The organism is Parafrankia sp. Ea1.12 (assembly GCF_900465275.1).
Lineage (GTDB): Bacteria > Actinomycetota > Actinomycetes > Frankiales > Frankiaceae > Parafrankia > Parafrankia soli.
In genome coordinates this window covers 1-16,421 of the sequence record NZ_UBIZ01000429.1, presented here as the reverse complement: position 1 = coordinate 16,421, position 16,421 = coordinate 1, and the positions used below count along the sequence as shown (strand labels likewise).

Below are 16,421 nucleotides of genomic sequence, written 5' to 3'. Positions count from 1 at the left end.
ACATGTCCGGCCAGCGCGAGCGACGAATCCGGACGGCCACAGCAGTCAGCGGGCCCGCGGCGGGAACCCGGCGGGGGCATCGGGTCCGCGGGGGAGGCGTTGGGGATTGGCCCGCCCTCCGGTCGGACGGAGTCACCGACCCAGGCATAGCGGTGCCCGGCCGACTCAGTTGGCCGCGCCGACCGGGCCGAGGCGCGTCAGGTGATGCGCCGGACAGGCGTTGTGCCGGAAATTCAGTGCCAGGAATTAAGCGGCTCGGCGACGTTTCCCGTGAATCATCCGCGGCTCGCGACTGAAGGCTTCGGGCAGTCGGAGTAGACCGTGACCGAACCGGTCAGCCGGAACCGCCAGCTCTCACCGGGGCACCAGCCTTCATCCCGCAACGCCGCCAGCCCCGGAGCCATCGCGGCCGCATCGATATCGAAGACGAAGACGACGAGACGTCCGGGTCGGCGAGGCCTCTCCAGCTGCACAGCAAGTGGCACCAGCCGGCCCACGGAATCACGGAGGCCGGGATCGACGAAAACGGTCTCCGCACGGACCACCCGGGGCGGCTCGGTCCTGGAGGTGGTTCCGGCGCCGGTCCCGCCCGCGGCGGTTCCGGGGGCACGCTCCACGCGGGGCCGGGGGAGACCTTCGGGCGCCCGGGGGGCGTCCGTGCTGACCTCCATCGCGTAGATCCAGCCTGGGCGGGCGAGCCGGCCGCCGACCACGACAAGATCCCCGGGACGAACCAGCCGCCGGGTGGCCACCGCCGCGTCCACCATGAGGTCGAGGCCGCGCATCCGATCCCGCCGCTCCCAGACGAGCCTGTCACCGGACACAGCACCCGACAGCGCCACGCCCGCCGCGAGGACCACGAGCAGGATCACCGCCACCGCACCGCTCGCATCGACCACGCACCGGCCGGCCGGGGCGCGCCCGACATCCAGGACACGCGGGACGAGCGGATCGGCGGGACTATCCGGGTGATCCGGAACGGCCGTCACGTCGGCGGCGTCGGTGACCTCCGGGTCTCGCGATGTGCGGGGGGCCGGCACGGCACCCGAACAGCGGACGGCGTGCCAGGCCCGACCCGCCCGGCGGGCGGCGAGGCGGATGACGCGATCCCCACCAACCACGACGACCAGGATGAACATCGGCACGACGAACTGGTTCGTCCTCGTCGGCCCGAACGGCCAGAAGCGGGCAGCGCTCGCGCCCAGCATGAGCAGCTCCGCCCCGGCGAGAGCGCCGAGCACGCGGCGGCCGTCCGACCGGCGGGCGAGCGCGGCGGCGCCAATCGCCCCGAGCAGGACGATCACGGGGGCCAACAGCCCCGGCAGGTACCCCGGAAGATCGACAAATCCGGGCACCAGACTGGGATCGAACTGGTCGATCCCAGGCGGTGAGCCGGTGCCGAACCGCCACAGCTGTTCGGCGACGAAACTCACGGCCTGCCAGGGGTTCCGCCCGGCCAGGAACTGCGTGTCCCAGTAGCCCCCGGCGCGCTGCGCGGACTGGTGGCCGATGAAGAGAAGCGTGTGCGCGGCGACGAGCACCACACTCGGCAGCGTCTCGGTGATCCTCCGCCGCCGGTCCGGGCCGGGCAGGACGTCCATCACCGCGAGCGGAATGACGAGAAAGATCGCCGGGACGGAGAACAGGGAGATCACGCCAGCTGCCGTCCGGCGGACGAGACGACCACGGTCAACCGAGCCGAGACGGACGGGCGGACGGACGTCCCCGCCGCTGTGAACACCGCCGGCTCCGAAGCCGATTCCGGAACCGGGCGCCGGGCCAAGCCACAGCAGGACGACGGCGACCGCGGCAAGGGTTTCGATCGTGTACGGCTTGAGCTGGGTGGCGAGGTCGAGGAAGGTCGCGTTCAGGCAGAGCCAACACACCGCGAACAGGGCGGCCACGGTTCCGGAGAACCGCCGGGTGAGAACGGCCGTCAGCGCGCCGAGCGCCGGCAGCGCGGCGAAGCCCGGCAGCCGCAACGCCCAGCTGTGCCAGCCGAACAGATCCCCGGAGAGCCGGGTGACGCTCAGCCATCCCAGGGCCGACGGCGTGTTCGCGGCGGCCAGCTCAGACCACAGGGTGCCCACCGGCTCACTGACGAAATGCCCGCGCCAGATCTCGTCGTACCAGAATGGTCGGTCGAGGTAGGCGCGCAGCAGCACCACGAGAGCGATGAGCGCGAGCGCGACGAAGCCCGGCAGCCACAGCCGCGACCAGGCCCACTGTCGCGGCCGAGCCCTCCGGGCCCACCGCCGCGACTGAGCCCGGAGTCGCCGCCAGCCCCATGGCCGGGCCCGGGGAGGGAGGTCAGCGGACGCGGAATCCCGCTCCAGCAGCGCGGGCCCGCTCGCCGCGGACGGGTGTTCACCGATACCGCCGAGGTCAGCCGGCCCACCGAACCCACCGAGCTCGGCGGCGATGGTCACGGGCGTCTCGGCGATGGTCACGGGCGTCGTGGTCGGTTCCGGTGGCGGCCCGCCCACTCTCGGCAGCACCACTGGCGCCCTCGTTCCCCTCGCCGTGCATCCGACGTCCAGGGCAGCGGACGCCCACGGCATCACGGCCGCGCACGGTGTCAGAACCGTGCGCGAGCGTCAGATCCGCGGTCGGTTCCCTGCCCCGGACAAGCTCCGGCGACGGTACACGGCCGTCAGTCAGGCAGAACGACGACCCGGCGGGTGGGCTCCTCGCCCTCGGACTCGCTGCGCACGCCGTCGATCGTGGCGATCACGTCGTGCACGACCTTGCGCTCGAAGGGCGTCATCGCGGCCAGCTTCTGGGGCTCGCCGGTGTCGACGACCCGCTCCGCGGCGTTGGTCGCGACCTTCCGCAGCTCGATGCGGCGACGGGCGCGGTGACCGCCCACGTCGAGCATGAGCCGGCTGCGGACACCCGTCTTCTGCAGCACGGCGAGCCGGGTCAGCTCCTGCAGCGCCTCGAGGGTCTCACCGCCGGGCCCGATCAGCTTGTCCAGCCCGTCCCCGACCACGGCGACGACGGCACGCCCGCCCTCGACGTCGAGATCGAGGTCGCCGTCCATGTCGACGATGTCGAGCAGGCCCTCGATGTAGTCGGCCGCGATCTCGCCTTCCTGCTCGAGGTCGGCGAGCCGGCGCTCGTCGGAGCCGTGCGAGCCGTGCGAGCCGTTCGAGCTCGTGGTGTCCTCGACCGCGGTCGTGTCGGCCCCGGCCGTCGGGCCGTCCTCGTTGGCCTCGGGTCCTTCCACGGCCAGGTCAGGTGCCGAACCGGTCATCAGCGTTACTCCAGGGGAAAGGGGGCGGCGATGCCGAGCGTACGGGACGTCCGGGCGCCGCGGGGTCAGCGCGGCGGTTACGGGGGGCAACCGCCCGGGACGAACCGGGGCGTCCAGGCCGGACGGGCCGTCCAGCCCGGACGATGCCTGTGGTCGGGACCGGGACCGATGCCGGGCCAGGCCTCCAGGCGGCGACCGGGCGCTTGGCCGGGCGCGGCAACCGCCAGCTCATCAGCGACGCCCGCCCGGTCGCTTGCCCTTCCCCCGGCGCTTGGCCGGCCGCGACCCACCGGGGGCGCGGCGCATCCCCGCGGGAACCGGCGGCGGAGTGGATCGGGAGGCGCCCTCCGACTCCGCGACACCGTTCGACCGGGACGTGCCCGCTGCCGCCGTCGCCGAACCGGGGGTGGTTTCCCGGCCGGAGTCCGCGATCTCGCTCGTGGCGGCCGCCTTCCCCGCGCCGCCGGCGGCCTCGGCCGTCGTGGCCTTGGGTGTCGTGGCCTTGGGTGTGGCCTTCGATCCGGCTGCCTTGGCCGGGGTCTTCGGCTTGCTGGCGGACGAGCCGGATCGGGAGCGGGTTCCGGGCGGGGCGCTCGACACTCGCTCACCGGAGCCGACAGAGACCCCCGAACCGAAGTCTCGCCCGTTCTCACCCGCCGCCTGGCCGCCAGCGCCGGAATCCGCGCCCTTCGTCAGGGACGTCGTGGCGGGACGGGGACGGCTCTTCGACTTCGCGCCCGCGCGGGCACCCGGGGCAGGCCGGGAGACGGCGGCACCGTCAGTCGGCGCCGTCCGGGCGCCGGGCACCTTGCCGCCCGCACCGAGCGGCTTGATCGGCGGCATCTTCTTGATGACGAAGAACTGCTGCCCCATGCTCCACAGGTTCGTGGTCAGCCAGTACAGCAGCACGGCGATCGGGAACTGGAACCCGAAGATCGCCAGCATGAGCGGCGAACCGTACAGCAGGATCTTCTGGACCATCGCCTGCTGCGGATCGACCGGCCCGGTCCGCGCCATGATCTGACGCTGGGTGAGGAAGGTCGTCGCCCCCATCAGGACGATCAACACGATCGCGAGGATCTTGACGTTCGTCCCGTTCGCGCCCAGGAAGTCCAGCGAATCCTGGGACGAGCCGAACTCGCTCGACAGCGAGATACCCCAGAGCTTCGCCTCGGCGATCTGCTCCACCTGGTCGGCGGACAGACCGACCCGTGGGCGCCACACCAGCGAGCCGCCGGGGCCCTCGTTCATCGGAGCGAGGTGGGTGAAAACGTGGAACAGCGAGATGAACAGCGGGATCTGCAGGAGGATCGGCAGACAGCCGAGCAGCGGATTGCCATGCTCCTTCTGGAGCTTCATGATCTCCGCTTGCATCTGCTGCTTGTCGTGCCCGTACTTCTCCTTGATCTCCTTGATCCGGGGCTGCATCATCTGCATGGTCCGCTGGGACTTCACCTGCTTGACGAACAGCGGGAAGATCAGAATGCGGACGGCGATGACGAGCAGGATGACCGACAACGCCCACGCGAAGAAGCTGTCCGCGCCGAAGATCGGCCCGAGACCCCTGTGGAAGAAGACGATCGCGTTCGCCGCGAGATGATAAAGCGGATCCAACACCAGACTGTCTCCTCACACCCGCGTTCCGCGACGGGAACCGACGATCTCGGAACGCGTCCCCCGGTGGAGGGACGCAGTGCCATGCCCGTGCCTCGTACCCGAGTCGACGGCGCCCACCGGACCCGAGGCCGTCCGGCACCGATCGGTGCCGGGATCGACGGACCCTCCGGGCGCCTCACCGGGCACCGGGTCGTAACCACCCGCGGAAAGCGGCTGGCAGCGCAACAGCCGGCGGATGGCCAACAGGCCACCGATGACGCCGCCGTGGCGGGTCACCGCTGTCAGCGCGTAGGCACTACAGGACGGCTCGAAGCGGCAACAGCCCGCGTTCCGCCCCGACCAGCCGGCCCGGTAGACCCTGACCGCCGCGACGAGGATCCAGGCCAGCGGGCCCCGCACCGCGTCACCGGACGTCCTGGCCAGCGTGGCGAACCTGGCGGACGCCGCGAGGGCGACGAAAACGAGATCGACGAACGCCAGGACGGCGACCGCGATGCCCACGCCGGCGACCGCGCTCATCCCGACCGCGCCGATCGCTGGGGGCGCGGGGAACGGACGGTACGAAAGGCGGAGTCGAGTGAACGGCCGAGATCGGCCGACGACGAACCCGCCGCATCGGGTAACGCCCTGATCAGGACAGCGGTTCCCGGTGGCAGCGAGGACAGCCGTGAGCGCGTCTGCTCGCGCAGCCGCCTGCGGACGCGGTTACGCACCACCGCGTTACCCACCCGGCGGCCGACGACGAACCCGGCTCGAGGCGGGCCGTCCACATCGGTTTGCACGCTGTGGACAACGATTGACCCTGCCCGAACGCGCCGGCCGGAGCGCCCGACAAGGGCGTGTTCCTGCCTGGTACGAACTCGGGAGCCCCGGGGGAGCATGACTGACGGCGGCGGGCGCGCTCACTCCGCCGTCAGGCGGAGAGCTGGCTGCGGCCCTTACTGCGACGGCCGGACAGGATGGCGCGGCCCGCGCGGGTCCGCATCCGGAGCCGGAACCCGTGGGTGCGGGCCCGCCGGCGGTTGTTCGGCTGGAAGGTGCGCTTACTCACGTGAGAACTCCGGAGACACAGGCGGGTGGGAAACCGGCTGGACGCCGGTCGTGGCTGGAACCTTGGTGACGGGACCAGAACCCGGGCGACCGACCGCCAGGAGCCCTCAGCCGAGGAGACCTGTCGCCGGAGCCCACGTCCGTGAGGTCAGGCCCGCGAGATCAGGCCCAGCACAAAGCCAGGCCCACGAGCCGACCGCCGCCGTGGTTCGCCCTAGCCTACACACGATGCCACCAACGCCGGCTCCGTCCGGACCACAGGCCACGACAAGGTTGCCGGACAGACACCGTGGGGGCACCCTGGATCGGGTGCCCCGGGACGGCTGTTAACGTCTGACTCTCTGTCCACAACCCGGTCCGTGAACCGCCTGCCACTCCTCCGACCACGCGGACTCCATGGGCGGACGCTGGCGGACTCCACGGGCAGGGGACCACGCGGGTGGGGGCACCGTCACCGACCGGTCTCGCCGGCGCACCCCCTAGAGTGGTCCGCCCAGTGGTCCGCGCGGCTGTCGTCCACTTCGTGGGCCGGTCGCCGACGCCACGCCGGATGCGGTGTCATGTCCATGCACAGGTTGTGGACGACGATGTGGAGAACCGCCTTCGGAGGAGCAGCACGCCGCCCGCGCGCCCGGCGGGTCCGGTGCCCTCACGCCGGGGGTCCACGTCCATCGACCGCGGCGACACGGAACAATCCTCGGCTACACAACAGCCGCGCATCCTGTCACCATCACCCTCTTAACCACCGGGAACCTCTCGACCACCAGCGCACGAACCGGACACGAACCAGACTTGAACCACCGGCGGCACCCGTCCCCGATCAGCCCGCCCGACAGCGTCGTCGGCCGATGGCCGCGTCCACCCGAGCGGCCAGGTCCCGCCGGCACGGCGGCGCCGCCGGCACGGCACTGTCGTCGGCACAGCACCACCACCTGGTCGGGCACCGCACCACCGGCCGGAACCGCCCCACCGCCGGTCGGCAGTGTCGCCGGCCCGACACAGCTGACGCCCACCGACGCAAAGTGACCACAGTGCCAGCCAGCGACTCCGGCTCCCGGCGGTCGTGTGGTCCCGCCCGAGAGCCACGAAGAGCCACAAGGAGCCCCCCTGTGACCGACCTCAGCGCCGACTCCGTCGCCGGTCAGCCGTCCCGGGGAGCCGCGCCCACCTCGGAGCCGGACCTGTCGGCGGTGTGGGAGCAGGCAGTGGCGGGCGTCGCGGACGGGACGCTCTCCGGCCAGCAGCGCGCGTGGCTGAGGCTGACCCGTCCACTCGGCCTCGTCCAGGACACCGCGCTGCTCGCCGCGCCGAACGAGTTCACGAAGGACCTGCTCGACTCCCGGCTGCGACCGTTCCTCTCCACCGCGTTGTCCACGGCCTACGGCCGGGAGATCCGGGTCGCGGTCACCGTCGAGCACACGCCGGACCCGGAACCGATGACCGGTCCCCTCACTCTCCCGGGCACCGACCCCGGCGGCGGCCCCCGCTCGCTACTCGGAACCGGCCACGAGCTCCGGCCGGGGGAGGAACACCGAGGCGAGGACCGCCGGAGCGAAGATCGTCTCGACGGACGTCTCGAGGGTCGGGTCGACGGGGCGCCCCCCGGGCGGATGGCCCCGGGCCTGGGCCGCGACCCGTCGCCTCGCCCGTCCGAACCAGCCCGGCTCAATCCCCGCTACCTGTTCGAGACCTTCGTCATCGGTGACAGCAACCGCTTCCCACACGCCGCCGCCGTGGCGGTCGCGGAGGCCCCGGCGAAGGCCTACAACCCGCTGTTCATCTACGGTGACTCCGGGCTGGGCAAGACTCACCTGCTGCACGCGATCGGCCACTACACGGTCAAGCTCTATCCTGAGAGCAAGATCAAATATGTGAGCATGGAGGAGTTCACCAACGACTTCATCGCCTCGATCCGCGACGACCGTCAGCTCGCGTTCCAGCGTCGCTACCGCGACATCGACGTCCTGTTGGTGGACGACATCCAGTTCCTCGAGAACAAGGAGCGGACGCAGGAGGAGTTCTTCCACACCTTCAACGTCCTGCACGACACCGAGAAGCAGATCGTCATCAGCTCGGACCGCTCGCCCAAGCAGCTCTCGGCCCTCGAGGACCGCCTGCGCAGCCGATTCGAGTGGGGGCTGATCACCGACGTCACGCCGCCCGACCTCGAGACACGGATCGCCATCCTCTCGAAGAAGGCCGCCACCGAGCGGCTGCCGGTCCCCCCGGACGTCCTCGAGTACATCGCCACACACATCGAGCGCAACATCCGCGAGCTCGAAGGGGCGCTCATCCGGGTCGCGGCCTTCGCCAGCCTGAACAAGTCCCACGTCGACCGCACACTCGCCGAGATCGTGCTGCGCGACCTCATCCCTGACGCGGCCAACCCGGAGATCACCGCCGCGGCCATCATGAACGCCACCGCGGCGTACTTCGGTGTCTCCATGGAGGACCTGTGCGGGACGTCGCGCAGCCGGGTCCTGGTGACAGCCCGTCAGATCGCGATGTACCTCTGCCGTGAGCTCACCGACCTGTCCCTCCCGAAGATCGGCCAGCACTTCGGCGGACGGGACCACACCACCGTGATGCACGCCAACCGGAAGATCCGCGGTCTGATGGCCGAACGCCGGGCGATCTACAACCAGGTGACCGAACTGACCAACCGCATCCGCGCCCAGGCCCGACACGCCTGACTCTCGATCACTCTCGGCACCCTTCGGTGTGCACACTCTGCATCGACTGAGCCGCTTGGCGTAGCGCCCGGGGGCGGCGACGCGTCCGGGGGCGGCTTCATCTTTGATCCCGCTCCGGGGCCGGAATCACGTCCGGGGCGGATTCGTCTCGAGGCCCTGGCTCTGGCCGTGGCACCGTGCCCGGCACGTGCCCGCACACCGAACTCCACCTGCCACGGCAGAAACCGGAGCGACCACTTTGTTCGGGTGAGGTTCTTGCGCTGCCGGGCCGGGGAGGCCGCGTGGGGGCTTTGACACTTTTGCCGGACTTCTGATTCCGGATTTTCCCGAAACTCCTGGCTCGAACGGCTCCGCGCGCAATGCACAGCGCCGGCTGCCGAATCCTCGCGCGACGTGAGCGACCGGCGCATCGCGCCGGGTCCCAATCCGGTGTTCGCCCGGGATCCGGTGTTCGCCCGGGATTCCGACGCGAATGTGTCAGCCAAGCCCGGCCCGCCGCGACACCCTCGCATCGTCCGACCGTTCCGCTGCGACCACCGAGTCCGACGGAAACCCCCGCAAGACGACATGCAAACCACAACCAACACCGCACGAACCCCGAGCCGCGTCGTGCAGGCCTCGAGCGGCCGGGGAGTCGGCGAGCCGCGGGGACACGGGGACACGGGGACACGGGGCGGGCACAGGGCCGCCGGACACGGGCCGACCGGACACCCGGACACAGCGACACAGGGCCGACCGGACACGGGAGCCGAACCGACACGAACATTCGACGCGCTAGGGCTGGGCGGAGGAAATCCCACAGTCCGGGCCGGCCAGTGCACTGGTGTCCACGCGCGTCCAGGCCCGGGCGCGACTCCGAGTGCACATCGGCGTTCGGGTCCGGTGCTCGTCCAGTGCGCATCCGGCTCCGCGTCCGGGGTTAAGCCTGCGTTCAGGTTCGAGCTCGAGTCCGGTCCGGGCCCGGTCCGAACAGACGTCTGGTCGGAGTCTGAGTCCTGTCCGAGCGGGGGTGCCGATCCGAGTCCGCATCCGAGCGGGGCGTTCTCGGTCGGCGCTGCGAGCGGAGGACCGAGTCGGCGGAGAACGGGTGGGGTGACCGAAACGGTTGAGAGCCCACTGCGTGGCATTCACCCACAGCTTGTGGAAAAGGCTGTGGATAACAGGTGATTCCCGACCTGCGAAGAACCGGAGTCGACCGCTCGAGCGCGGCGGGCCGATCGTCGAGCGGGTTCCAGGCGGACTCCAAGTGGCCTTCGAAGCTGGGGACAGTGGCCTCGTAACCTGTGGGTAGCCAGTGGATGAACGTGTGTACAGCCTGTGTGCATCTGAGGGTCACCTGTGGAATCGATCAAGCCCTGGGGATAAACCCCTTGATCATCCACATCGGCACCCCCAGGATGCGCACAGGGCCTCAGCGGGTCTGACCTGGGAAAACGGCCGTTTTCCACAGTTTCCACAGCCCCTACTACTACTACGAACTAGATCTTCTTCAGAGAGATCAAAACCTCGAAGCAGTAGGAGCTGGGGACAACCTCAAATTTCGATCATGGTGTGGCCTGGCTGCCCGAAACGAGCGCACGGAGCGATGCGGCCGCTGCCCTCGGTCAGTCGCCTCCCCGTCGGGGCATCCCGCGAAACCTCGACCGCCGTCCGGGAGTCGTTCCTCCGCTGCGCGGCACGTGGACGGATCACCAACGCGGGTCCGCACGACCAGCGCCACCGATGCGACCGGTGGCATCAGCGCGACCTGTGTGGCCCCTGGCGAGATGCGGAAGATCACCCCGGACACCCCGGACGCGGGTGACCTTCAGGCGCCACCGCGACGGTCAGCCGTCCGGTCTGCTCGCCGCGGATCTTCGATCGGCCGGTGCGGGGGGTGTGCCCGGTCGTCGAGCCCGGTGTGCCACCCTCGGAACACAGACCACCCACCGCCCGCTCGTGGCGCTCTGGGATGCTGGATCGGGTCAGGCTGGTGCTCGACTGCCCGCTCCCTGCCGACGAGGCGGGCGGCGCGCGTCAGGTGTTCGGCTCGGCGTAGCTATGCCGGTGATGTCAAGTTCCGCGAGCGGCCGTGGGAACGGCCACCGCGGGACGACGGGAGGACATGTCCATGAGGTTCCGCGTGGAACGGGACGAATTCACCGACGCGGTGGCCTGGACGGCCCGCACCCTGCCGAGCCGGGCGACCACGCAGTTGCAGGTCCTGGCCGGCCTGCTGCTCGACGCCACCGGTCCGGCGCTCAAGGTCGCCGCGTTCGACTACGAGGTCGCCGCGCAGGGTGAGCTGGACGCCACCGTCACCGAAGAGGGCCGGGGCCTGGTCAACGGCAAGATGCTCGCGGACATCACCCGCTCCCTGCCCGCGGCGCCGGTCGACGTCCACGTTGACGGCACCCGCCTCGTCGTCGCCTGCGGCAACGCCCGGTTCGCACTACCGATGCTGCCCGTCGACGACTACCCCACCCTGCCGCCGATGCCGGAGATCACCGGGCACATCGAGGGCGCCGCGTTCGGCAGTGCCGTCGCGCAGGTCGCCGTAGCCGCGGGCCGTGACGACACCCTGCCGGTCCTCACCGGCGTGCGTCTCGAGATCGACGGCGACACGCTCACCCTCGCCGCTACCGACCGTTACCGCCTCGCCGTGCGCACGCTCAAGTGGCGCCCTGCGAGCCCCGATGCGTCCGGCGTCGCGCTCGTCCCGGCCCGCACCCTGCTCGACACGGCGAAGAGCCTGTCCGGCTCGGGCGTCGAGGTCGCCGTCGCGCTCGGCACCGGTCCCTCCGGGGAGACGCTCGCCGGTTTCGCCGGCAACACCCGCCAGACCACCACGCGTCTGCTCGAGGGCACCTTCCCGCCCTACCGCAAGTTGCTGCCCGACAGCTCACCGCTGATCGCCCAGCTCGAGATAGCTCCCCTCACCGAGGCGGTCAAGCGCGTCGCGCTCGTCGCGGCCCGCACCGCCCCGGTGCAGCTGACGTTCACCCCCGACCACCTCGTCCTCGAGGCAGGTACCGGCGGCGAGGCCCAGGCGTCCGAGACTCTGCCCGTCACCTATGACGGGCCTGAACTCACGGTCGCCTTCAACCCCGCCTACCTGCTCGACGCCCTCGGCGCGCTCGAGTCCGACATCGTCCGGATCGGGTTCGCCAGCGCCGAGGACGCCGCGCTTGCCGCGAGCAAGCCCGCGATCCTCACCGGCAAGGGCGGCGACGACCAGACCGAGATCCCCGACTACCGCTACCTGCTGATGCCGATCCGACTCAACGGGTGACGTGCATCTCACCCACCTGTCCCTGACCGACTTCCGCTCGTACGCCCGGCTGGACCTCGTCCTCGAGCCAGGTGTCACGACGTTCGTGGGTTCGAACGGTCAGGGCAAGACGAACCTGATCGAAGCGATCGGATTCGTCGCCACGTTGGGTAGCCATCGTGTCGCGAACGATGCTCCGCTCGTCCGCGAGGGGTGCGGGCAGGCCGTTGTTCGGGCCCGGATCGTGCGCGGTGACCGGGCCGCGCTGGTCGAGATGCAGATCGTGCCCGGGAAGGCGAACAGGGTCCGCCTGAACCGCGCCCCAGTGGCCCGGGCCCGCGACGTGGCGGGACTGCTCGCCACGGTCCTTTTCGCCCCGGAGGACCTCGCGCTGGTGAAGGGCGACCCGGCCGAGCGGCGGCGGTTCCTCGACGACCTGCTGGTCGCGCGGTCGCCGCGGATGGCGGCGGTGCAGTCCGACTACGACCGGGTGCTCAAGCAGCGCTCGGCGCTCCTGCGGTCGGCGGGAGCCGCCCGCCGCGCCGGTGGCCGGGGCGACCTGCGCACGCTCGACGTCTGGGACAGGCATCTCGCCGACCACGGCGCGGAGCTGCTCGCGGCCCGCCTGGCGCTGGTCGAGGAGCTGCGGCCGCGGGTCGAGAGCGCCTACGCCGCGGTCGCGGGCCAGGACGCGCCCACCGGCATCGAGTACCGCTCGACCGTGACGCTCGATTCGTCACCCGATCGGGCCTTGTCGCCAGGCCGAGCTGGCCTGGGCGAGCCGGACGGGGACGCCGGCCGGAACGGAACCGGCGCCAGCCCGAATCACCCGAGTGGCTCGGGTGACCCCGCGAGCGGGAACGGCGGTGCGGGCGACACCGAGGTCGGCGACACCGAGACTGGCCGCGCGGGTGACGGTCGCACGGAAGCCGGCCGCGCAGAGGTTGGCCATGGGGGAGGTGCCGTCGGCGGCGCGGCGACTCGGGCGGCGCTCGAAGAGGCGATCCTCGCCGGTCTCGCGGCGGTGCGCACCCAGGAGATCGAGCGCGGTGTGACGCTGGTCGGTCCACATCGTGACGATCTGCTGTTGTCAGTGAACGGGCGGCCGGCGCGTGGCTATGCCAGCCACGGCGAGTCCTGGTCGCTGGCGCTCGCGCTGCGGCTGGCCTCGTTCGAACTGCTCCGCGCGGACGACCGGGAACCGGTGCTGCTGCTCGACGACGTGTTCGCGGAGCTGGACACCCGCCGTCGCGTGCGGCTGGCCGCCCTGGTCGCTGACGCCGAGCAGGTACTCGTGACCGCGGCGGTCGACGCGGATGTGCCGGCGGAGCTTGCCGGTGTGCGCTTCGAGGTGGTCTCCGGGGAGGTGTGCCGTGCCGGCTGACGGACTGGCCGACGGACCAGCCGACCGCGCGGGAATGTTCCCGCCGACCGCGCGGCCTCCGGTGTCCGGGCCGGCAGGGCGCGATTCGTCGGCGCCCTCGCGGGCGAAGCCGTCCGCGGCGGGAACGCCGCGCGCGCAGGCGCCGCAGGCCGTTCCTGACGCAGGCTCGCCCGCGGTGCGCGGGGCCGATCTCGCCCGGCAGATGCTCGCGCGGGCGAAACAGGACGCGCGAGCGCGGGGGACGACCCGCCCAGGTGGCGGGGCGGGTGACGGCAGTGGCGGCCGTGGCGGTGCGGCCGGGCGTCGTAGGCGGGATGACTCCGGCGATCCGCCCGCGCGCCAACGGCTGCCGGGCATCGCCGCGCCGGGCCGGGAGTGGCGGACGCCGATGAACTTCGGTTCGGCCGTCGCGCGCCTCGTCGCCGAGCGCGGCTGGCAGACGCGGGCGACTGACGCGTCGGTACTGGCGCGGTGGGATGTCCTGGTGGGGCCGAACATCGCGGCGCACTGTTCCCCGGTCTCGCTGCGGGACGGGGAACTGGAGCTGGTCGCCGAGTCGACGGCCTGGGCAACGCAGCTGCGCATGCTCTCCCGGCAGATTCTCGGCATTCTCCGCAAGGAACTCGGGCCGCACGTCGTCCGGCGCATCACGGTGCGGGGCCCGGCCGCACCGTCATGGAACCACGGCGGCATGTACGCGTCGGGCGGCCGTGGCCCGCGGGACACATACGGATGACGGACCAGCTCCCGGCGCATCCCGGAGATCACGCCGAGGGCCACCCCGGCCAAGTCGGAAGGGTGCTGGCGGGCCCGGAAACGGGTCCGCGGGGCCGCCGGGACGCGGCTTCAGCCGCCCGCCGGTCGCAGAGGCGCGCAAGACTGCGGGCGGCGCGGAGCCGGTAGGGGAGGTCACCGGGTCGAAGTTCGGGGCCCTGCGCACGGCTGAGACGGCACCTTGCGTCCGTTACGGCGGGTTGCCAGGTAGACTGAGTGGTACTTCCGTCCAGAACGAGGGGACCTGCCGCGTGGCCTACGACGCTAGTTCGATCAAGGTTCTCGAGGGTCTCGAAGCGGTACGCAAGCGCCCCGGCATGTACATCGGCTCCACCGGGGAACGGGGCCTGCACCACCTGGTCTACGAGGTCGTGGACAACGCGGTGGACGAGGCGCTCGCTGGCTACTGTGACACGATCAGCGTGACCCTGCTGGCCGACGGCGGCGTACGCGTCACGGACAACGGCCGCGGGATCCCGGTCGGCGAACACCCCGTCAAGAAGATCCCGACCGTCGAGCTGGTGCTCACCACGCTGCACGCCGGCGGCAAGTTCGACGGCGAGTCGTACGCGGTCTCCGGTGGTCTGCACGGTGTCGGCGTGAGCGTCGTGAACGCGCTCTCGACCCGGCTCGACGTCGAGATCCAGACCGAGGGCCACAGCTGGTTCCAGCCCTACGAGAACTCCCGTCCCGCGCGGCCGCTGGCGCAGACCGGCACGTCGAAGAAGACCGGTACGACCATCACGTTCTGGGCCGACCCCACGATTTTCGAAACCACCACGTACAAGTACGAGACGCTCTTCCGCCGCCTCCAGGAGATGGCGTTCCTGAACAAGGGCCTGTCCATCACCCTGCGGGACGAGCGCGGCAAGGCCACGGCCCCGGCCACGACCACGGAGGAGCCGACCGAGGCCGCCAAGCCGGTCGAGGCAGTCGAGCCGACCGAGGTCACGTTCAAGTACGACAACGGCCTGGTCGACTTCGTCGGTCACCTCAACGCGACCAAGGACGCGGTCCACCGCAGCGTCATCTCGCTGGAGTCCAAGGGCACGGGCATCGAGGCCGAGCTCGCGATGCAGTGGAACTCCGGCTACAACGAGTCGGTCTACACCTTCGCGAACACGATCAACACCCACGAGGGCGGAACCCACGAAGAGGGCTTCCGTGCTGCCCTCACCAGCGCGGTCAACGCCTACGCGAAGGACCAGAACCTCCTCAAGCCGGTCAAGGCCGGTTCGAAGAACTCCGACGAGCGGCTCTCCGGCGACGACATCCGGGAGGGCCTCACCGCGATCATCTCGGTGAAGCTCGCGCAGCCGCAGTTCGAGGGCCAGACCAAGACGAAGCTCGGCAACACCGAGGCCAAGAAGTTCGTCCAGGAGATGTGCTACTCGGCGCTCAAGGACTGGTTCGAGGTCAACCGCACCGAGGCCCGCTCGATCGTCAGCAAGGCGCTCGACGCGCAGCGCGCCCGCATCGCCGCCCGCCAGGCCCGTGACCTCACCCGGCGCAAGGGCCTGCTCGGCGGGACGGGCCTGCCCGGCAAGCTCGCCGACTGCCAGTTCACCGACCCCGAGCGGTGCGAGCTGTACATCGTCGAGGGTGACTCGGCGGGCGGCTCGGCCAAGGGCGGTCGTGACTCGAAGTTCCAGGCGATCCTGCCGCTGCGCGGGAAGATCCTGAACGTGGAGAAGGCCCGCATCGACCGGGTTCTGAAGAACACCGAGGTCCAGGCGCTCATCCAGGCGTTGGGCTGCGGTATCCACGACGACTTCGACATCGCCAAGCTGCGCTATCACAAGATCGTGCTGATGGCGGACGCCGATGTCGACGGCCAGCACATCCGCACACTGCTACTCACCCTGCTGTTCCGGTTCATGCGCCCGCTTGTCGAGGCCGGGCACGTCTTCCTCGCGCAGCCCCCGCTCTACAAGATCAAGTGGGGTCGTGAGGACTGGGAGTACGCCTACTCCGACCGGGAGCGCGACGGCCTGCTCGAACAGGGCGTCGAGGCCGGCCGCAAACTGCCCAAGGACGCGATCCAGCGATTCAAGGGTCTCGGCGAGATGAACGCCACCGAGCTCTGGGACACCACCATGGACCCGGACAAGCGGATCCTGCTCCAGGTGACGCTCGACGACGCCGCTGTCGCCGACGAACTGTTCTCGGTCCTGATGGGCGAGGACGTCGACGCGCGGCGCAGCTTCATCCAGCGCAACGCGAAGGACGTGCGCTTCCTGGACATCTGAGCCAGCCTGCGCTGGGGCGGGTCCGGGCTGACCGGGCCGATCGACCCGTCCCGGCAGCCTGGCACATCGACTCCGATCCCGGCGGACCTGCGAGTGAGCGGCCCGCGGAAGGCGTGGCCCGGACCGGGCCATCCCCGCGACCCGGCGC

General features: G+C 70.8%; 11 protein-coding genes. 5 read left to right on the top strand and 6 right to left on the bottom strand.

Annotated elements, in window-relative coordinates; all coding sequences use genetic code 11:
* Positions 1-275: 275 nt before the first annotated feature.
* From FMEAI12_RS25005 to rpmH, 6 genes are all read right to left on the bottom strand, one after another.
* On the bottom strand, positions 276-2,501 hold the full coding sequence (locus FMEAI12_RS25005; RefSeq protein ID WP_112108067.1) for a hypothetical protein: 2,226 nt from the start codon (positions 2,499-2,501) through the stop codon (positions 276-278).
* Between the two features lie 152 nt (positions 2,502-2,653).
* A complete protein-coding gene (locus FMEAI12_RS25000; RefSeq protein WP_112108066.1) occupies positions 2,654-3,256 on the bottom strand; it encodes a R3H domain-containing nucleic acid-binding protein in 603 nt (200 codons plus the stop codon).
* Between the two features lie 231 nt (positions 3,257-3,487).
* Positions 3,488-4,873, bottom strand: coding sequence for a membrane protein insertase YidC (gene yidC, locus FMEAI12_RS24995; RefSeq protein ID WP_112108065.1), 1,386 nt, complete (start codon positions 4,871-4,873; stop codon positions 3,488-3,490).
* 12 nt (positions 4,874-4,885) lie between these two features.
* Entirely contained in the window at positions 4,886-5,392 is a 507-nt protein-coding gene (gene yidD / locus FMEAI12_RS24990) for a membrane protein insertion efficiency factor YidD (RefSeq protein ID WP_071065015.1), read from the bottom strand.
* Positions 5,389-5,754 (bottom strand): ribonuclease P protein component, encoded by a 366-nt coding sequence (rnpA, locus tag FMEAI12_RS24985; RefSeq protein ID WP_020464713.1) that lies wholly within the window; start codon positions 5,752-5,754, stop codon positions 5,389-5,391. Before rnpA ends, yidD begins: the two co-directional genes overlap by 4 nt.
* A 32-nt stretch (positions 5,755-5,786) precedes the next feature.
* The gene (gene rpmH / locus FMEAI12_RS24980) at positions 5,787-5,924 is read right to left on the bottom strand and encodes a 50S ribosomal protein L34 (RefSeq protein WP_071065016.1); all 138 of its coding nucleotides are present in this window, start codon (positions 5,922-5,924) and stop codon (positions 5,787-5,789) included.
* A gap of 1,108 nt (positions 5,925-7,032) precedes the next feature.
* On the opposite strand from rpmH, the gene dnaA reads away from it, so the two are divergent.
* The 5 genes from dnaA to gyrB all read left to right on the top strand — a co-directional run bounded on the left by dnaA (position 7,033) and on the right by gyrB (position 16,273).
* Positions 7,033-8,616 carry a chromosomal replication initiator protein DnaA gene (gene dnaA / locus FMEAI12_RS24975; RefSeq protein WP_071065017.1) on the top strand — a complete coding sequence of 528 codons (1,584 nt, stop codon included), beginning with the start codon at positions 7,033-7,035 and terminating at the stop codon, positions 8,614-8,616.
* Between the two features lie 2,110 nt (positions 8,617-10,726).
* Complete coding sequence (gene dnaN / locus FMEAI12_RS24970; RefSeq protein WP_112108064.1) at positions 10,727-11,887, top strand: DNA polymerase III subunit beta; 1,161 nt, start codon at positions 10,727-10,729, stop codon at positions 11,885-11,887.
* 1 nt (position 11,888) lies between these two features.
* On the top strand, positions 11,889-13,250 hold the full coding sequence (recF, locus tag FMEAI12_RS24965) for a DNA replication/repair protein RecF (RefSeq protein WP_112108063.1): 1,362 nt from the start codon (positions 11,889-11,891) through the stop codon (positions 13,248-13,250).
* On the top strand, positions 13,240-13,986 hold the full coding sequence (locus FMEAI12_RS24960) for a DUF721 domain-containing protein (protein ID WP_235014457.1): 747 nt from the start codon (positions 13,240-13,242) through the stop codon (positions 13,984-13,986). Before recF ends, FMEAI12_RS24960 begins: the two co-directional genes overlap by 11 nt.
* Before the next feature lie 289 nt (positions 13,987-14,275).
* Positions 14,276-16,273 (top strand): DNA topoisomerase (ATP-hydrolyzing) subunit B, encoded by a 1,998-nt coding sequence (gene gyrB, locus FMEAI12_RS24955; RefSeq protein ID WP_112108062.1) that lies wholly within the window; start codon positions 14,276-14,278, stop codon positions 16,271-16,273.
* The last annotated feature ends 148 nt before the right edge of the window (positions 16,274-16,421 follow it).

Excerpts from the sequence above, each read along its gene's own strand:
- FMEAI12_RS25000 (WP_112108066.1), bottom strand. The coding sequence starts at position 3,256 with ATGACCGGTTCGGCACCTGACCTGGCCGTGGAAGGACCCGAGGCCAAC.
- yidD (WP_071065015.1), bottom strand. The coding sequence starts at position 5,392 with ATGAGCGCGGTCGCCGGCGTGGGCATCGCGGTCGCCGTCCTGGCGTTC.
- rnpA (WP_020464713.1), bottom strand. The coding sequence starts at position 5,754 with ATGCTCCCCCGGGGCTCCCGAGTTCGTACCAGGCAGGAACACGCCCTT.
- dnaN (WP_112108064.1), top strand. The coding sequence starts at position 10,727 with ATGAGGTTCCGCGTGGAACGGGACGAATTCACCGACGCGGTGGCCTGG.